The following is a 15,705-nucleotide window of genomic DNA, read 5'->3' as shown; positions in this document are numbered from 1 at the left end:
GTCCCGCGCGCTACCGGGCGCGCTTGAACGCGTAGTTGAACTCCGCCGTGCCGAAGGCCCCCATCAGCCGGATCCAGAACGGCATCATCATCTCCATCGCCCGGGCACCCGTGATGTCGCCCAGGTCGATCACCCACTGCGCCGGCCAGCCGAAGGTGCCCAGCAGCGCCACCGTCCGCGCCTTGGCGTCCGCGTCGTTCCCGGCCACGAACAGGTTGTGCTCGCCCTCCAGCCGGGCCGGGTCCACCATCAGCGGCGCGGTCAGCGTGTTGAGCGTCTTCACCACCAGCGCCTCGGGGAACTCCCGCTGGATCCGCTCACCGACACTGTCGGTGTTCACCGGATCCAGCGTCAGCTCGCCCTCCGCCGAGAAGACCAGCGGGTTGGAGAGGTCGATCAGCAGCTTGCCGGCCAGGTGCCCGGCCCCCGCCGCCCGCAGCGCCTCCACCGCCACCGTTCCCGGGGTGGCGTTCAGCACCACCTCGCCGAACTCCGCCGCGTCCGCGAAGGTGCCGTGGTGCCCGCCGGGCCCGGCCTGCTCCGCCCACGCCGCGCCGGCCTCGTTCTCCTTGCTCCGGGACCCGAGCGTCACCTCCTGCCCGAGCCCGACCAGCCGGTCCGCGATCGTCCGCGCGACCCCGCCCGTCCCGATGATTCCGTACCGCACCCGCCGTACCCCCTGTCACTCGGACCACTGCCGCACCGACCATAGAGCAGCCCGGCCCACCCGTCCGGCGAACGGCGCGAACGGGTGCCCGCCGACTGGACCACGTCCGCTGGTGGCCGCGTCCGGCCCGCCGAACCATGGCGCCATGAACCGCACCGCCCGCCCGCTGCGGCGCCGTCCGGCCCGCACCGCCGCGCTCCTCACCGGCCTCGCCCTGCTCGGCCCGCTCGCCGCCGGCACCGCCCGCGCCGACGTCACCACCATCTCCTTCGGGACCGACCGCACCGCCTGGGACCGCGCCGAACCGCTGCTGAGCCCCGCCGAGGTCGACCGGCCGGACTTCGGCGTCCGCTTCTCCACCCAGCTCAACGGCCAGGTCTTCGCCCAGCCGCTGGTGATCGGCGACCTCGTCGTCACCGCCACCGAGACCAACCACGTGTACGGCGTCGCCGCGAACACCGGGAGGATCGTCTGGCACCGCGAGATGGGCCCGGCCTGGGCGTCGGCCGCGATCGGCTGCTCCGACCCGGGCCCCAACGTCGGCACCACCTCGACGCCCGTGTACGACCCCGCCACCGGCACCGTCTACCTCACCAGCAAGGTCGACGACGGTCCCGACGACCACCACCCGCACTACTACGTGCACGCCGTCGACGCCCGCACCGGCGCCGAGCGCAGCGGCTGGCCGGTCACCGTCGAGGGCGACCCGGTCAACGCCCCCGGCAAGCCCTTCAACGCCTACCGCTCCCTCCAGCGCGCGGGGCTGCTGCTCCTCGACGGCCGGCTCCTCTTCGGCTTCGGCTCGCTCTGCGGCATCGGCGACTACATCGGCACGGTGGCCGGTCTCGACACCCGCACCCGCAAGCTCACCCTGTTCTCCACCGTCGCGGGCTCCGACACCCAGCGGGCCTCGGTGTGGATGTCCGGCAGCGGCCTCGTCTCCGACGGCCCCGGCCGGTTCTTCCTCACCACCGCCAACGGCCGGGGCGCCGGCGCCTCGCCCGCCCCCGGCCCCGGCAACCGCCCGCCCGGCGGCCTCGGCGAGTCGGTGATCCGCTTCGCCGTCGGGGCCGACGGCGGCTTCGCCCCGGTGGACTTCTTCAGCCCCACCGACAACGCCGCCCTCGACCAGCGGGACACCGACCTCGGCTCCGGCGGCCCGGTGGCCCTGCCGTCCTCCTTCGGCACCCCCGCCCACCCCCGGCTGCTCGTCCAGGTCGGCAAGGACGGCCGGATCTTCCTGCTCGACCGCGACGACCTCGGCGGCACCGGCCAGGGCCCGAACGGCACCGACAGGGTCGTCGGCCTCACCGGCCCCTACGGCGGCGTCTGGGGCCACCCGGCGGTCTGGGGCGGCGACGGCGGCTACGTCTACACCGTCGAGAACTACGGCAAGCTGCGCGCCCTCAAGTACTCGGTGAGCGCCGCCGGGCTCCCGCAGCTGACCAGCGCGGGCACCAGCGCCGAGGACTACCTGAAGATGTCCGGCTCGCCCGTGGTCACCTCCGACGGCACCCGCGGCGGTTCCGCCCTGGTCTGGGTGATCTGGTCCGGCACCGGCAGCTACGGCGAGGGCGGCGAACTGCGCGCCTACGACCCCGTCCCGGCCGGCGGCACCCTCCGGCTGCGCCGGTCCTTCCCGATCGGCACCGTCAGCAAGTTCTCCGTCCCCGCCACCGACCGGGGCCGCATCTACGTGGGCACCAAGGACCACCACCTGGTCGCCCTCGGCCGCCCCTCGGCCTTCGCCTGACGGTGACCAGCTCGGCCGAGGGCGTGGACGGCCGCCGCTGGTACCGGTCGCGGACGCTCCCCGCGTCCTGGGGCGAGTGGACTCCCGAGCGCTGACCCGGCAGCGGGTCCGACCGGGCCGCGGCGAGCGGTCGCGGCCCGGTCGGGCCCGGTCGGGCCCGTTCGGGCGAGGTGCCGGCACGGGACGCTCAGAGCCGGGCCGTCACCGTCTTGGGCCGCTGGTACTCGTGCAGGGCCAGGACCGAGAGGTCGGTGCCCTGGCCGGAGGCGCCGCGGCCGCCGTGCGGGAGTTCGGCGGTCTGGACGAGGTGGCAGTTGATCCAGGTCTCGCCGGCGTCCAGGCGGGCGGTGAGGTCGAGGGCGGCGGACAGGTCGCCGGTCCACACGCCGGCGCCGAGCGCCTGCGGCACGGCGTTGGCGAGGGCCAGTGCCGCCTCGACGGTCGGGGCGTGCTGGACGGTCAGCAGCGGGCCGAACACCTCCTCGACCACCGCCGGGTCGTCGTCCGGGAGGTCGGCGAGCAGCCGGGCGGGGCGCCAGAGGCCGTCGCCGCGGCCGGGGGCGGGCAGTGAGCGCCCGGCGCCCGAGGCGGCGAGGATCCGGTCGTAGCGGGCGGCCTGGTCGGGGTTGTTGAGCGGGCCGAAGTCGCGGCCGGCCTCGCGTGCGCCGAGCGCGGCGGCGAGGGCCTCGACGGTCCGCTCGTAGTGCCCGGTGAGGGTGATCACCCGCGCGGGCGCCGCGCAGCTCTGCCCGGCGTTGTAGGTGCAGGCGGCGGCGAGCGCGGACCAGGTGTGCGCGGGGGCGTCCGGCAGGACCAGCACGGGGCTGTTGCCACCGAGTTCCAGGCTGACCCGGCGGTGGCCGGCCCGGGCGGCGATGTCGGCGCCGGCGGCGGCGCTGCCGGTGAAGGCGATCAGGTCGACCTCGGCGGCGACCAGCAGCCGGCCGGTCTCGCGGTCGCCGGGCAGGGCGGTCAGCACGCCCTCGCCGAGCGCCTCGGCGGCGTGGGCGGCCAGCAGCGTCGCGGAGTCGGGGGTGGTCTCGGCGGGCTTGACGACCACCGTGTTCCCGGCGGCGAGCGCCGGGGCGCCGCGCCAGGCGGCCATCAGCAGCGGGTAGTTCCACGGCACGACGGCGGCGACCACGCCGACCGGCTCCCAGCGCACCCAGCTCTCGTGGCCCGGCAGGTAGCGGCCGGCGGCGGGCGCGGTGCCGGTGCGCGCGGCGCCCGCGTAGAACCGGAACAGGTCGGCGACCTCGCGTATCTCGGCGGCGGCCTCCGCCTCGGGCTTCCCGGTGCCGGCCTGCTCCAGCACGGTGTACTCGGTGAGGTGGCGCTCGATCAGGTCGGCGAGCGCGTCCAGACGGCGCTCGCGCTCGCGCGGGGTGAGGGCGCGCCAGCGCGGGGCGGCGGCCCGGGCGCGGGCGACGGTGTCGGCGACCTGCCCGGCGCGCGCCGGGACGAGCGTGCCCCGGGTGTGGCCGGTGCGCGGGTCGGTCAGGTGGAGTTCGGGCGCTTCGGGGGATTCGGTGGACGGTGCCATGACGGGGCCTCCCGGGCCGGGGCAGCAGGGGACGGGGCGATCGACGGGGTCACAGGTCGTAGGCGCGCAGCCAGAGTTCGAGGGTGAGCACCAGCCAGAGCTTGCCGCCCTGGCGCGGCAGCAGCGTGCCCTCGCGGCGCATCCAGGTGCGGACGGTGTCCGGGCGGACCAGCCCGCGCTCGCGGGCGGTGCGCCCGAGCAGGAGCTCGCCGCAGAGCTCGCGCAGCGGCCCGTGCAGCCACTGCTGGACCGGTACCCGCATGCCGCTCTTCGGCCGGTCGACGACCGCCGCGGGCAGCAGGTCCCGCACGGCCTCCTTGAGCACCCACTTCTCCACCGTGCCGCGCAGCTTGAGGGTCGGCGGGGTGGCGAAGGCGTGGTCGACGACCCGCCGGTCGAACAGCGGCGAGCGGCCCTGCACCCCGCGCGAGGCGGTGAGCCGCTCGACCTTGGTGAGGATGTGGTGCGCGCCCTTGGTCCGCAGGTTGCAGTGCAGCAGCTGGTTGAGCAGCGCGTGCATCGCGCCGGGGGCCAGGTACGGGGCGACGAAGCGGCGCGGCTGCGGCTCGCCGGCCAGGGCGCGCAGCGCGTCGGGGGTGAGCAGCCGGGGCAGGTCCTCGTAGCACTTGCGGTAGGACCGCAGGTAGGCCTCGGCCCGCGCCTCGGGGGACGGGTCGTCCCGGTGCAGCTCGTGGACCAGCATCGGCAGGTTCTTCGGACCGCCGTACACCGGGTCGCCGCCCTCGCCGTTGAGGGCGACGGTGATCCCGTCGGCGGCGACGGCCTCGGCGAGCATCAGGTTGGGGACGGTCAGCGGGTCGCCGACCGGGCTGTCGAGCAGGGCGACGGTGTCGGCGAGCCGGGCGGCGACCTCCTCGCCGGAGACGGTGAGGATCCGGTGGCGGGTGCCGCAGTGGTCGGCGACCAGCCCGGAGTACCCCAGCTCGTTGGGCAGCCGGTCGCCGAAGCTGATCGAGTAGGTGTGCACCGGGTGGTCGTGCAGCTTGGCGGCGAGCGCGGTGACCAGCGAGCTGTCGACGCCGCCGGACAGCAGCACCCCGACCGGCCCGCCCTCCGGCAGCCGTCGCGCGGTGGCCTCCTCGAGCAGCCCGCGCAGCTCCCGCGCGTACGTCCCGGCCGGCGGCGCCTCGCCCTCGGGCAGGCGCTCGGCGGGCTCCCAGAATGGCTCCTGCCGGGCGGTGCCGTCGGCGGCGAGGCGCAGGACGCGGCCGGGCAGCGCCTCGTGCACGCCGCGCAGCAGGGTCTCCTCGCCGGGCAGGTAGGCGAAGGTGAGGAAGGAGCGGACGGCGGCCAGGTTCAGGCCGGTGCCGAGCGCGGGCCAGTGCCGCAGGGCGCGCAGCGAGGTGGAGGCGGCCCAGCAGCCGTCGGCGCGGGCGTAGAACAGGGTGCGGGTACCGGTGTGGTCGCGCACCAGGACGAGGTCGGCGCCGTCGACGACGGCGAGCGCGAACATCCCGTCGGCGCGCCGCAGGCCCTCCGCGCCGAGCCGCAGCCACAGGCGCAGCAGCAGCTCGCCGTCGGGGCAGCCGGCGGGTGCGGGGGAGCCGGCCGCGGCGAGGGCGGCGAGCAGCTCGGGCCGGTTGTGCAGGGTCACCTCGCCGACGGCGGTGGTGCCGTCGACGGTGAACGGGCCGGTGGCGAAGCCGGGTTCGGCGGGGAGCAGGGCGGCCCGGGCGCCGTCGGGCGCGGGGCTGCCGGTGAGCGCGGCCAGGTGGGTGCGGGCCCGGTCGGCGTCGGGGCCGGAGCAGGCGCAGCAGCGGGGCATGGTGGTGCGGTGCCTTTCGTCGAGTGGCGGCCCGTCGGGGCGGGAGCGGGCCCGGATGCGGAGGCGGGGCCTGGATGCGGAGGCGGGCGGGGGCTCAGCCGAAGTCGTCGCCGTCCCAGCCGTCGTCGGAGTCGTTCCAGTCGGCGAAGTCGGCGGACCCGTCGTCGGCGCCGGGATCGCCGCGGTGGCCGTCGTCGCCGTCGCCGTCCGGGGACACGTCGCCGCCCCCGCCCCCGCCGCCGCCACCGCCCCCGCCCCCGCCGGTGTCGGAGGCGGCGGCCTGCCGCCGGGCCTCGGCGCGCAGCTCCTCCTCCTGCGCCGCCGACAGCTCGTCCGGCGGCAGCTGCGCGGCGGTGATCGCGGCGACGCCGGCCACGCCGAGGGCGCCGACCACCACGCCGAGCCGCCCGCCGAAGGAGCTGCGGTTGAGGGTGACCAGCCCGCCGCCCCACACGGTGCGCCCGTAGCCGAGGTCGCGGCCGTACTCGGCGGTGCCGTCCGCGTACCGCCGCTTGACCAGGTCGCGGCCGAGGGGCTCGTCGGTGCCGGAGCGGCCGAGGCTGTCGTGCCAGTGGATCTGCCGGTCGGTGCCGCGCCGGCGCCACTCGCTGCGGCCGTCCTCGTACCGGCGGTGCACTTGGCCGTCCGCCAGCAGTTCGTCGCGGTAGCCGAGGTGGCGGGCATTGCTCATGGGTGCGGGGTCCTCACGGATCGGGCCGGGACGGGCGGGTCGGCGGGGAGGTGACGGGGAGTGGGCGGGCTCAGCCGGCCGGCCAGCTGAGGAAGCCGCTGCCGCGCGCGGTGCGCACCCGCCGGGCCAGCGGGCTGCGGCGCGGTCCGGAGGCGGCGCCGCCGCGGACCTGGCGGATCACCGTGTGCAGCAGCCGGGCCGGGGCGACGGCGGCCAGTTCGATGGTCCGCCCGCTGCCGAGCCAGGCCCGTTCCTCGGGCCGCAGCCCGGCCGGCAGCGGGCCCCGGTAGCCGCGCGGGCCGCGTCCGGAGGTCAGGTGCAGGGTGACGGCGTGCCGGGGCACCAGGCCCATCGAGCGCACCCGGACGCCGGGCGCCGCGCCGTTCGCCGCTTGCGGCCCGTACGCGGCCCGGACCTCCTCGAATCGGGCGAGTCCCGAGGGGCTGGCGTCGTGCAGCACGTGCACGACGGCGCCCCCGGCCCGCTCCAGCGCGGCCACCAGCCGTTCGTCGAGCGGCAGGTCCTCGGCCGCGACGATCGGGCAGGCGGCCTCCAGGTGCAGGTCGTTGGCGAGCAGCATCGCGGTGATCTCGCGGCTCTGGCAGACCAGCAGCCGGGGCAGCCCGTAGTCGTAGAGGTCGGACGCCGCGGCGGCGGTCGTCCGCGGGCCGGCCGGGCGGGGCGCGGGCGGCGGCAGCAGGCCGGGCAGCCCGTCGCGGCGCGCGGCGAGCGCGGCGGCGAACCGGGCGTACCGGACGGGCGGCGCCAGTGTGTACGGGATCCGGCGCGGTCCGGCGTGCAGCGGCTGGAGCACCCGGCACAGCTCGTAGTAGAGCTGGCGCTCGGTGTACCGCAGACCGCCGGGCGCCCCGGCCCGGGCGGCGGCGACGGTCAACGCGCCGTCCAGCAGCGGATGCGGGGTCATTCGGTTCCTGCCTCTCGTCGTCCCCGCCGTCATGCGGGGCCCTTCCCGAGGTCCGGGCCGCCCGGGCGGCTGCCGTCCCCGGCCGTGCCGTCCGGTCCGGACTCGGGCCAGCTCATGAAGCCCACGGCGAGCGCCCGCCGGCGGGTCTCGACCGGGGTCTCCGGCCGCCCCGCCGCCGGGGAGCGCACCGGCCCGCTCCGGCGGGCGGCCGGGTCCCGGGGCGCCGGCGGCGCGGTGATCCGCTCGGCGGCCCGCTCGGCGAGCGCCAGCAGCCGCTTCGGCGGCAGCGCGGCCAGCGGGGTCCACCAGCCGTCGGCGAACCAGGCGCGCTGGCTGCCGGTCAGCTCGGGCAGCTGCCGCTCCAGCCGCGCCGGCAGGTCCTGCGCGTGGTGGAGGTCGCGCAGCAGCGTGTACTTGTGCTCGTCGACCAGCACGGTGCGCACCGAGAGCCCGGCGTCCAGCACCCGCAGTCCGGGCCGCCCGGCCCGGGCCTCGGCGGCCCGCAGATGGCCGTACGGCGAGGCGTCGTGCAGCACCACCAGCGGCAGGCCCGCCGGGACGGCCCGCAGGTCGGTGACGAGCAGCGCGCGGTGGCGCTCGTGGTAGCGGTTGGCGTGCAGGAAGGCGCTGACCGTCCGGTCCGGGCAGAGCAGGACGAAGGCCGGGTCGGCGGGCGGCGGCCCGGGCCGGACCAGCCCGTCCTCCACCAGCCCGGCGGGCAGGGCGCCGTAGACCTTCCGCCAGCGGTCCAGCACGGTGCTGCGGAAGGCGTCCTCGGTCCAGCGCGACGCCACCGGGGTGTCCGGCGCGGGCACGTCGGCCAGCCACCACGCGCGGATGCCGAAGCCGACCAGCGCGAGCGCGGCCAGCAGGATCCACTGACCGAAGCCGGTCGCGCTCAGCACGACGGCCACCACGGTCAGCAGCACCGCGAGGCCGAACAGGCCGACCGCGTCGCTCTTGCTGCCGCGGAACTTCTGCGGTGGCCGCCCCCGGTGCTGCAGGGCGTAGTTGAGCTGCCCGCTGGTGACGGTCAGCCGGCCCTCGTCGGAGAGCTTCGCCGTCAGCTTGCGGATCCGGACGTCGTGCAGGCCGGGGCCGTCGATCTTCGGGTCGAGCGCGAACTCCTTGCGGCAGTACGTGCAGCGGCGCCTGGTGCGCTGGCGCTGGAGCAGGTCCTTCGAGCAGTGCGGGCAGATCATTGCGGTACCTCCGGCACCGGCCAGGTGAGGAATCCGACATGGCGGTTCAGCGCCCGGTCGGCGGCCCGCTCGGCCACCGCCAGGACGCGCTGGGGCGGTTGGGCGGCGAGCGGGCTCCACATGCCCCGGCCGAACCAGGCGCGCTCCCCCTCGGTGAGCGCGGGAAGCCGCCGCAGCTGTTCCCTCAGCGGCGCGCGCAGCTGGTGCTCGTACAGCTGGACGGCCCGCGCGCCCGCCGCCAGGACGGTGCGCGCCGACACCCCGGCGTCCACCACCGTGCTGTCCGGCCGCGCGGCGCGGGCCTCGGCGGCCAGCAGGCAGCCGTTCGGCGAGGCGTCGTGCAGCACCACCACCGGCAGGTGCCGCGGCAGTTCGCCCGGCGTGGCGACGAGCACCGCCCGGTACCGCGCGGGGAAGCCGTTGGCGTGCAGGAACGCGGTCACCGTCCAGTCCGGGCAGAGCACGGCGAGGGCCGGCGGGCCGTCCAACGCGGCCATCCGGACGGCGGACTCCGCGACCACGCCCTCCGGGAGCGCGCCGTGGACCGCGATCCAGCGCTCGACGACCGAGATGCGGAACTCCCCGGCGCTCCAGGTGTTGCCGTGGCTGAGCGGCGAGGTCCACCGGGCCTCCTCCTGCCGGAGGCGGTCCTTCCGTTCCCGCCAGGCCCGTTCGGCCTGCTCGTGGGCGGACCTCAGCCCGCTCCGCCGGGTCCACCGAGCCAGCTCGCTCGCCGCTCCGCGCAGCATCATGACGCCGAGGGCGGCCAGGGGGAGGCAGAAGACCAGCAGGCCGATCGCCAGGGTCGCCAGGTAGCAGGCGCCGGCCAACGCCGCCGCACCCGTGGCGGCGTTGACGGCGATGGCGACCGGATGGTCGAACCTCGGCGGATTCGGCCGCGCGGGCGGGTCCTTGCGGGGAACCCGACCGGGCGGGCGCCGGTCGTGGAAGGCCCAGCGCAGCTGCTCCACCGTCAGGACGACCCGGCCCCCGTCGCCCAGCCGCTCCACGGTGCGCCGCAGGCGCAGGTCGTGCAGGCCCTTGTCCAGCTTCGGCTCCAGCGCGAACGGCTTGCGGCAGCGTGCGCAGACCCGCCCGGCGCGTTCACGGGCGAGCAGTCGGGCCGCACAGCTCGGGCAGATCATCGGCCGGAGTCCTCCAGTGCCGCCGCGAGGCGGCGCAGCCCGGCCGCCAGCCGTTCCCGCCGGCCCACCGGCCCGATCCGCTGCTCCCGCTCCACCGCCCGCAGGGCCTCGGCGAGTTCGCCCTCCGCGCGGCGCTCGGCCTCGGCCGCGGTGATCGCGTAGTCCTCGTGGTCGATGCCGTACCCGGTGTTGGCGGCCAGGATGTTGAGCGGCCCGCGGCCCCGGTTGGCGAAGGAGTGCGGCATCAGCTCGGGTATCCGGATCAGCAGCCCCGGCGTCAGCGGGAGGTCCACCACCCGGCGCCGTTCGGCGTCGTACAGGCCGCAGGCGGCGTGGCCGAGGCTGAGCACCAGGTGCTCGCCGCCGTGCGCGTGCGGCGTGAAGGCGCTGCGCGGCGCGACGATGCCGAGCTTGTAGGTGGCGTTCGACGGCCGCTCCGGCGAGGTCTTGGCGTCGCCGACCAGGTAGTGGGCGAACTGGCCCTCGTCGATGAACCGCAGCAGCTCCTCACCGGCCGGGCCGTGCGCCGATTCGGGCCCCAACTCCCGGGCGCCGTCCCGGTCCGCGAGCAGGACGCGGCCGTCGGGGCGCAGCCGGTACAGCTCGGCGCCGGCCGGCAGCCGCCCGGCGAGCCGTTCGAGTTCCCGCAGACCGGACCGTACGAACATCGGCCACCCCACCCCACCTCGACCTGTGCGACGTCATCCCCGGTGACGCGGGCCACCGCGCGGCCGGTTCCCTCCGTCCGGGACCGACGTCGCGGATCCTACGCAACCGGGGTGACATCGCCCGGGGCGGAGCGTGGACGGGGGGTCAACGGCCGCGGGCCACCACGAAGTCCGGCAGCGCGGCGAGGAACGCCAGGGCCTGCGCGGCCTCCTCGTCCGGCGGCTCCGGCGCCCCCGCCAGCACCGCCGCGACCTCCCGCCCGGCGGCCGCCACCAGCCCGGCCGCCGCCTCCCGGGCGGCGGCCACGCAGTCGTAGGCCGCCATCCGGTCGAGCAGCCAGCCGACCTCCGCCGCCGCCCCGGGGCCGCGCTGCGCCCGGGTGAGGCTCAGATGGCGCACCACCCGGGCCCGTTCGGCGGGGGTGGCGCGCTCCAGCAGGTGGATCAGCATGAGGGTGCGCTTGCCCTCCCAGAGGTCCCCGGCGATCTCCTTGCCGTACTCCTCGGCCGCCCCGGTCAGGTTGAGCACGTCGTCCTGGATCTGGAAGGCGGCGCCCAGGTACCAGCCGAACCGGTCCAGCCGGCCCGCGTCGGCGCCCGCGCCCCCGGCGACCAGCAGGCCGGAGCGGCACGGGTAGAGGAAGGTGTACCAGGAGGTCTTCTTCAGGCACATCCGGTAGTAGTCGGTGCTGGTCAGCCCGCAGACGTTGTCGCGGATCCAGGCGATCTCCAGCGCCTGGCCCTCCAGGGACTGGCGGCACATCAGCTCGGTCTCCTCGAACAGCCGCCAGGCCAGCTCCCCGCCGAGTCCGCGCCGGTTGGCCATCACCCGGCGCAGGCCGAGCAGGTTGGTCGCGTTGCCGACGTTCAGCGCGACCTCGACGCCGTACCGGGCGGGCAGGGTGGGCGCGCCCCGGCGCAGCTCGCTGCCGTCCTGGATGTCGTCGTGGACGAGGAAGCCGTTGTGGAACAGTTCCACGGTGACGGCCGGGTTGAGGGCCCGCTCGGACCGCCCGCCGAAGGCCGCGCAGGTGGCCAGGCAGAGCGCCGCGCGCAGGCCCTTGCAGGGGCGGGTCGGGTAGTCGGCGGCCAGGTCGTAGAGGTAGGGCGGGCTCTGCTCGGGGATGTGGCGCAGGAGTTCGGCGACGGTGCGCTCGCGGTAGCGGGCCAGGACGAGTTCGACGAGCGGCGCGCCGAGGGCGGGGGACGCGCCCGGGAGCGTCACCCCTGCGGCCGCTGGTCGGGCCCGGCGCCGTCGTCCGCCCGCGCGGCGCGCTGCGGTCCGAAGGCGTCCTGCAGGCCGCGGTTGGCGAGGCCGGGGGCGAGCGAGCCGAGGCGCAGCAGCAGGTCGAGGACGTCGTGGGCGTTGGCGGTGAGCCGCTCGGTGTGCTCGGACACCTCACCGGTGGTGGTGGCGAGCACCCGCTCGCTGACCGCGTCGATGAGCTGGTGGGTGTTCTCCGAGACCCGGCGCACCAGTCGGTCGAACTCCTCCTGGTCGACGCGGTGTTCGGTGGTCAGTCGCTCGGTCGCGGCCTTGGCGTCGGAGATTCCGGCGGCCAGCTCGCGCTCCAGGACGGCCGCCGCCTCCATCACCGCACGCGAGCCCTGCTCGCCCAACTCGCTGAACCGACCGGCGTCGGGCATGGCTGACCTCCTGGTTCGCGCCCCGGACGGGGCCGGGGGACGGCGGTCCGGCGCCGGTCCGGGGCGCCGCCTCGATCGCCGATGGTACACGGCTGTGTGCGGAGCGTGTCCACGGCGGCACGGGGGTGGCGTTCGGTGCGGGCGCGTGCCGGGGCGCGCCGCCGTGGCCCCGGCGTGCGACGCGGACCGTGCGCCGCCCGCCGGCCGGGCGGCTCCCGGAGCCGGGGTGCGGTGGCCCGGCGAGTCGGCGGCCGGGTGCCATTCGGTCACTGGTAGTGATGGCCTGGTCGCTGAGCGGTCCACGGAGTGGGGGCGGGACGCACACGGGACAGCACGGGACAGCACGGGACAGCACGGGACGGCGCGGGACCCCCGCGGGACAGGGAGCGGTCATGGGTGGCAGGCAGCGTCCGCCGAAGGCGCGGAACGTCCGGCCGGTGGCGGACACCGGGGCGGAGATCGCGAGGTTGGAGGGCTACCTCGCCTGGGAGGCGGAGGTCGCGGCGGCCGCGCGGGACGCCCGGGCCTTCGCCGACCGCTTCCCCTGGCTCCCGGCGGACGACCGCGAGGCGCTGGAGAGCGCCTACGCCGACGACCGGCTGCGGTACGCCGAGGAGATCGTCGACCGGGCCGTGGGCCGGTGCCGCGAACTGGCCGCCCGCTACCGCGCCGAGTGCCGCCGGGTCTGCGCCCGCTGGGCGGCCGTCTGCCTGTCCGTGGCGTTCGCCGCGGCGCTGCTCGCCGCCCTCCCGGCGGCGCTGCGCGCCTGACGGCCCGCCGCCGGCCGCGCACGGGCCCGCCGCACACCCTCGGGTGCGCGGCGGGCCCGTGCGCGTGGGTCGTCAGTGGTGGCCGCTGCCGACCTCCCGGTGCTCCTCGGCGGTCGGCTTGGCGATCTGGGCGCCCTCGCCGTAGAAGCCGCGGGAGAGCTTGGCCCGGGTGCGCTTCCACAGCGACACCTTGCGGGCCACCCCGTTCTCGTCCACCTCGGGCGGCAGCACCACCGGCTGCGGCTGGTCGTGCGAGGTGAGCGTGTAGAGCCGCTCCGGCGGCAGCGGTGCGTGCACCTCGACGAACTCGCCGTGCTGCAGCCGCTTGATGACGCCGGTCTCGCGCCCGTGCAGCACCTTCTCCTTGTCGCGCCGCTGCAGGCCCAGGCACCAGCGCTTGGTGATCACGAAGACGATCACCGGTCCGACGAAGAAGCCGATCCGGGCCGCGATGGTGATCGCGTTGATCGACAGGTGGAAGTGGGTGGCGAGCAGGTCGTTGCCGCCGGCGGCGAGCAGGATCAGGTAGAGGCTGATCCAGGCGGCGCCGAAGGCGGTGCGCACCGGCGCGTTGCGCGGCCGGTCGGCGATGTGGTGCTCGCGCTTGTCCCCGGTGATCCAGGCCTCCAGGAACGGGTAGGACCAGATCGCCACCAGGATCAGCGGGAAGATCATCAGCGGCACGAACACGCCCATCACGAGCGTGTGGCCCCACAGGCCGATCTCCCAGCCCGGCATGATCCGGATGAGGCCCTCGGAGAAGCCCATGTACCAGTCGGGCTGGGCGTCGGTGGACACCTGGTCGGGCCGGTAGGGGCCGTACAACCAGATCGGGTTGACGGTGGCGATCGCGGCCATCGCCGCGATCACGCCGAACACCAGGAAGAAGAAGCCGCCGGCCTTGGCCATGTAGACCGGCATCAGCGGCATGCCGACCACGTTCTCGTTCTTCCGCCCCGGCCCGGCGAACTGGGTGTGCTTGTGGTAGAAGACCAGGATCAGATGGGCCGTCAGCAGGCCCAGCATGATGCCGGGGATCAGCAGGATGTGCACCGTGAAGAGGCGCGGCACGATCACGGAGCCCGGGAACTGGCCTCCGAACATGAACATCTCGAAGTACGTCCCGACGATCGGCACGGCGAGGACCGCGCCCTCCATGAACCGGATGCCGGTGCCGGAGAGCAGGTCGTCGGGCAGCGAGTAGCCCATGAAGCCGTCGAACATGCCGAGGAACAGCAGGCCCGCGCCGAACAGCCAGTTGAGCTCCCGGGGCTTGCGGAACGCGCCGGTGAAGAAGACGCGCATCATGTGCGCGAACATGCCGGCCACGAAGACGATCGCGGCCCAGTGGTGGATCTGGCGGATCAGCAGGCCGCCGCGGATCTCGAAGCTGATGTCCAGCGTCGAGGCGTAGGCCTCCGACATCCGGATGCCCTTGAGCGGGACGTAGCTGCCGTCGTAGACGACCTCGCCCATGGACGGGATGAAGAAGAAGGTCAGCCAGACGCCGGTCAGGATGATGATGAGGAAGGTGTAGAGGCAGATCTCGCCCAGCATGAAGGACCAGTGGTCCGGGAAGATCTTGCGCAGGTTGGACTTGGACAGGGCGTAGATGCCGAGCCGTCCGTCCGTCCAGTCGGCGAGGGCCTCGACCTTGTTGGCGGGCGCCGCGCGGGTGCTGGTGGCCGGTCCCGGGCCCGGCTGCCGGTCGGCTCTCACGACGGGCTCCCCGGCGTCCGCCGCGGCACGTCCTGGACGCCCGGCCGCGAAACGGCCGGCCGATGGAGTGATGTGATCATCGGACCTCTCGATGCGGGGGTGCCGGGCAGGCCGGCGCGCGGATCCGGCGACCCGCCGCCCCGTTGCTCAAAGTGATGGAGCGCTTACTCTGTCATGCTGTCGGGAGCGCGCCGACTGTGCACGTCCATCGGCCCGTCCGGCCGCTCGTGTCGGCCCGTCCGGGGGGCCGCCGCCCCCTCGCGGGGTCGGCCGCGGCTCCGATGCTGCGCTCGGGTGCTGTTGGCGGCGCGGTGAAGCGTTTCGGCGCGCGCCGCGCCCGGGGAGGGTGCGGGGCCGGGCCTACGCTGCGCCAATGGTGGAACACCGGGAACTCTTCGAGGACGTGACAGCCGACCTGGCCCGGGCCGGCTTCGACACCGGGCGCGGGCCCTCGGGCCTGCGGATCGATCCCGGCCCGCGCGGGGTGGTGATCGACTGGCCGCCCGCCGACGGGGCGGCCGGCGGCCCGCCGCCCGCCGTGGGCATCCGGGCGGCGGTCACCGGTGCCGTCGCCGCCGTGCTGCGCGAGTCCGGCTACCGGGTGGCGGAGGCGGGCCCCGACGGACTGCTCGTCACCGGCGGCCCCACCCGGGTCGGCCCCGCCCCGGAGGAGGAGGCGGAGCGCGGGCCCGCCGCCGTCCCCGAGCAGTGGTGGGGCTGAGCCGGGCCGCCCGGCCGCCGGATTGCCCCTGGTCCGGGCCACGTGCAACCATGAGGTTGCAACCGCTGGTGACGGCCGAGGAGCAGCCCATGAACGACACCGCGACGGCGGACCGGAGCCCCGGCGGCGAGGCGGTCGACGGCGTGCTCGGCGCCCTCGCCGACCCGACCCGCCGCCGGCTGCTCGACCTGCTCGCCGACCGGGGCGAGGCCACCGCGACCACCCTCGCCGGGCGGCTCCCGGTCTCCCGCCAGGCCGTGGTCAAGCACCTCGCGGTGCTGGACGCCGCCGGGCTGGTCGCCGGCCACCGGGCCGGGCGCGAGGTGCGCTACGCCGTCCGCCCGGCCGCGCTGGACGACACGGCGCGCTGGCTGGCCGGACTCGCCGCCGACTGGGACCGGCGGCTGGCCCGGATCAGGACCCTCGCCGAGGCGCCGGTGCCGGTACCGCCCGGGAACTGAACGGCTC

At 75.9% G+C, this 15,705-nt stretch carries 15 protein-coding genes; 4 read left to right on the top strand and 11 right to left on the bottom strand.

Annotation, left to right across the window (positions count from 1 at the left end):
- Window positions 1-10: 10 nt before the first annotated feature.
- Window positions 11-667 carry an NADPH-dependent F420 reductase gene (locus tag ACFCLZ_RS03375; RefSeq protein ID WP_380283120.1) on the bottom strand — a complete coding sequence of 219 codons (657 nt, stop codon included), beginning with the start codon at window positions 665-667 and terminating at the stop codon, window positions 11-13.
- A 145-nt stretch (window positions 668-812) separates the two neighbouring features.
- On the opposite strand from ACFCLZ_RS03375, the gene ACFCLZ_RS03370 reads away from it, so the two are divergent.
- Window positions 813-2,420, top strand: coding sequence for a PQQ-binding-like beta-propeller repeat protein (locus ACFCLZ_RS03370; protein ID WP_380283119.1), 1,608 nt, complete (start codon window positions 813-815; stop codon window positions 2,418-2,420).
- 187 nt (window positions 2,421-2,607) lie between these two features.
- Here ACFCLZ_RS03370 and ACFCLZ_RS03365 read toward each other — a convergent pair whose 3' ends face one another.
- The 9 genes from ACFCLZ_RS03365 to ACFCLZ_RS03325 form a co-directional block, all read right to left on the bottom strand.
- On the bottom strand, window positions 2,608-3,963 hold the full coding sequence (locus tag ACFCLZ_RS03365) for an aldehyde dehydrogenase family protein (RefSeq protein WP_380283118.1): 1,356 nt from the start codon (window positions 3,961-3,963) through the stop codon (window positions 2,608-2,610).
- A 49-nt stretch (window positions 3,964-4,012) separates the two neighbouring features.
- A complete protein-coding gene (locus ACFCLZ_RS03360) occupies window positions 4,013-5,749 on the bottom strand; it encodes an asparagine synthetase B family protein (RefSeq protein ID WP_380283117.1) in 1,737 nt (578 codons plus the stop codon).
- Between the two features lie 94 nt (window positions 5,750-5,843).
- On the bottom strand, window positions 5,844-6,440 hold the full coding sequence (locus ACFCLZ_RS03355) for a hypothetical protein (RefSeq protein ID WP_380283116.1): 597 nt from the start codon (window positions 6,438-6,440) through the stop codon (window positions 5,844-5,846).
- Between the two features lie 70 nt (window positions 6,441-6,510).
- Complete coding sequence (locus tag ACFCLZ_RS03350) at window positions 6,511-7,365, bottom strand: hypothetical protein (protein WP_380283115.1); 855 nt, start codon at window positions 7,363-7,365, stop codon at window positions 6,511-6,513.
- 29 nt (window positions 7,366-7,394) lie between these two features.
- Window positions 7,395-8,567 carry a hypothetical protein gene (locus ACFCLZ_RS03345; RefSeq protein ID WP_380283114.1) on the bottom strand — a complete coding sequence of 391 codons (1,173 nt, stop codon included), beginning with the start codon at window positions 8,565-8,567 and terminating at the stop codon, window positions 7,395-7,397.
- A complete protein-coding gene (locus ACFCLZ_RS03340; RefSeq protein WP_380283113.1) occupies window positions 8,564-9,712 on the bottom strand; it encodes a hypothetical protein in 1,149 nt (382 codons plus the stop codon). The genes ACFCLZ_RS03345 and ACFCLZ_RS03340 overlap by 4 nt, the downstream gene beginning before the upstream one ends.
- Window positions 9,709-10,380, bottom strand: a complete 672-nt coding sequence (locus ACFCLZ_RS03335; protein ID WP_380283112.1) for a cupin domain-containing protein — start codon at window positions 10,378-10,380, stop codon at window positions 9,709-9,711. Before ACFCLZ_RS03335 ends, ACFCLZ_RS03340 begins: the two co-directional genes overlap by 4 nt.
- A gap of 145 nt (window positions 10,381-10,525) precedes the next feature.
- Window positions 10,526-11,605 (bottom strand): polyprenyl synthetase family protein, encoded by a 1,080-nt coding sequence (locus tag ACFCLZ_RS03330; protein WP_380283111.1) that lies wholly within the window; start codon window positions 11,603-11,605, stop codon window positions 10,526-10,528.
- Window positions 11,602-12,027 carry a hypothetical protein gene (locus ACFCLZ_RS03325; protein ID WP_380283110.1) on the bottom strand — a complete coding sequence of 142 codons (426 nt, stop codon included), beginning with the start codon at window positions 12,025-12,027 and terminating at the stop codon, window positions 11,602-11,604. The genes ACFCLZ_RS03330 and ACFCLZ_RS03325 overlap by 4 nt, the downstream gene beginning before the upstream one ends.
- Window positions 12,028-12,419: 392 nt before the next feature.
- Between ACFCLZ_RS03325 and ACFCLZ_RS03320 the strand changes: the two genes are divergently transcribed.
- A complete protein-coding gene (locus ACFCLZ_RS03320) occupies window positions 12,420-12,797 on the top strand; it encodes a hypothetical protein (RefSeq protein WP_380283109.1) in 378 nt (125 codons plus the stop codon).
- A 72-nt stretch (window positions 12,798-12,869) separates the two neighbouring features.
- Here ACFCLZ_RS03320 and ACFCLZ_RS03315 read toward each other — a convergent pair whose 3' ends face one another.
- Window positions 12,870-14,516 carry a cytochrome bc complex cytochrome b subunit gene (locus ACFCLZ_RS03315; RefSeq protein ID WP_380283108.1) on the bottom strand — a complete coding sequence of 549 codons (1,647 nt, stop codon included), beginning with the start codon at window positions 14,514-14,516 and terminating at the stop codon, window positions 12,870-12,872.
- Between the two features lie 373 nt (window positions 14,517-14,889).
- On the opposite strand from ACFCLZ_RS03315, the gene ACFCLZ_RS03310 reads away from it, so the two are divergent.
- On the top strand, window positions 14,890-15,237 hold the full coding sequence (locus ACFCLZ_RS03310) for a hypothetical protein (RefSeq protein ID WP_380283106.1): 348 nt from the start codon (window positions 14,890-14,892) through the stop codon (window positions 15,235-15,237).
- An 89-nt stretch (window positions 15,238-15,326) separates the two neighbouring features.
- Window positions 15,327-15,698, top strand: a complete 372-nt coding sequence (locus tag ACFCLZ_RS03305) for an ArsR/SmtB family transcription factor (RefSeq protein ID WP_380283105.1) — start codon at window positions 15,327-15,329, stop codon at window positions 15,696-15,698.
- Window positions 15,699-15,705: the final 7 nt, after the last annotated feature.

This window comes from Kitasatospora purpeofusca (assembly GCF_042691725.1).
Lineage (GTDB): Bacteria > Actinomycetota > Actinomycetes > Streptomycetales > Streptomycetaceae > Kitasatospora > Kitasatospora purpeofusca_B.
Note: the sequence above shows the minus strand (reverse complement) of the source record. Positions and strands in the feature narration are given on the sequence as shown.

Coding starts and splice junctions, on each gene's coding strand:
- ACFCLZ_RS03335 (WP_380283112.1), bottom strand. CDS start 10,380: ATGTTCGTACGGTCCGGTCTGCGGGAACTCGAACGGCTCGCCGGGCGG.
- ACFCLZ_RS03360 (WP_380283117.1), bottom strand. CDS start 5,749: ATGCCCCGCTGCTGCGCCTGCTCCGGCCCCGACGCCGACCGGGCCCGC.
- ACFCLZ_RS03325 (WP_380283110.1), bottom strand. CDS start 12,027: ATGCCCGACGCCGGTCGGTTCAGCGAGTTGGGCGAGCAGGGCTCGCGT.
- ACFCLZ_RS03370 (WP_380283119.1), top strand. CDS start 813: ATGAACCGCACCGCCCGCCCGCTGCGGCGCCGTCCGGCCCGCACCGCC.
- ACFCLZ_RS03355 (WP_380283116.1), bottom strand. CDS start 6,440: ATGAGCAATGCCCGCCACCTCGGCTACCGCGACGAACTGCTGGCGGAC.
- ACFCLZ_RS03310 (WP_380283106.1), top strand. CDS start 14,890: ATGGTGGAACACCGGGAACTCTTCGAGGACGTGACAGCCGACCTGGCC.
- ACFCLZ_RS03350 (WP_380283115.1), bottom strand. CDS start 7,365: ATGACCCCGCATCCGCTGCTGGACGGCGCGTTGACCGTCGCCGCCGCC.
- ACFCLZ_RS03345 (WP_380283114.1), bottom strand. CDS start 8,567: ATGATCTGCCCGCACTGCTCGAAGGACCTGCTCCAGCGCCAGCGCACC.
- ACFCLZ_RS03365 (WP_380283118.1), bottom strand. CDS start 3,963: ATGGCACCGTCCACCGAATCCCCCGAAGCGCCCGAACTCCACCTGACC.
- ACFCLZ_RS03320 (WP_380283109.1), top strand. CDS start 12,420: ATGGGTGGCAGGCAGCGTCCGCCGAAGGCGCGGAACGTCCGGCCGGTG.
- ACFCLZ_RS03340 (WP_380283113.1), bottom strand. CDS start 9,712: ATGATCTGCCCGAGCTGTGCGGCCCGACTGCTCGCCCGTGAACGCGCC.
- ACFCLZ_RS03305 (WP_380283105.1), top strand. CDS start 15,327: ATGAACGACACCGCGACGGCGGACCGGAGCCCCGGCGGCGAGGCGGTC.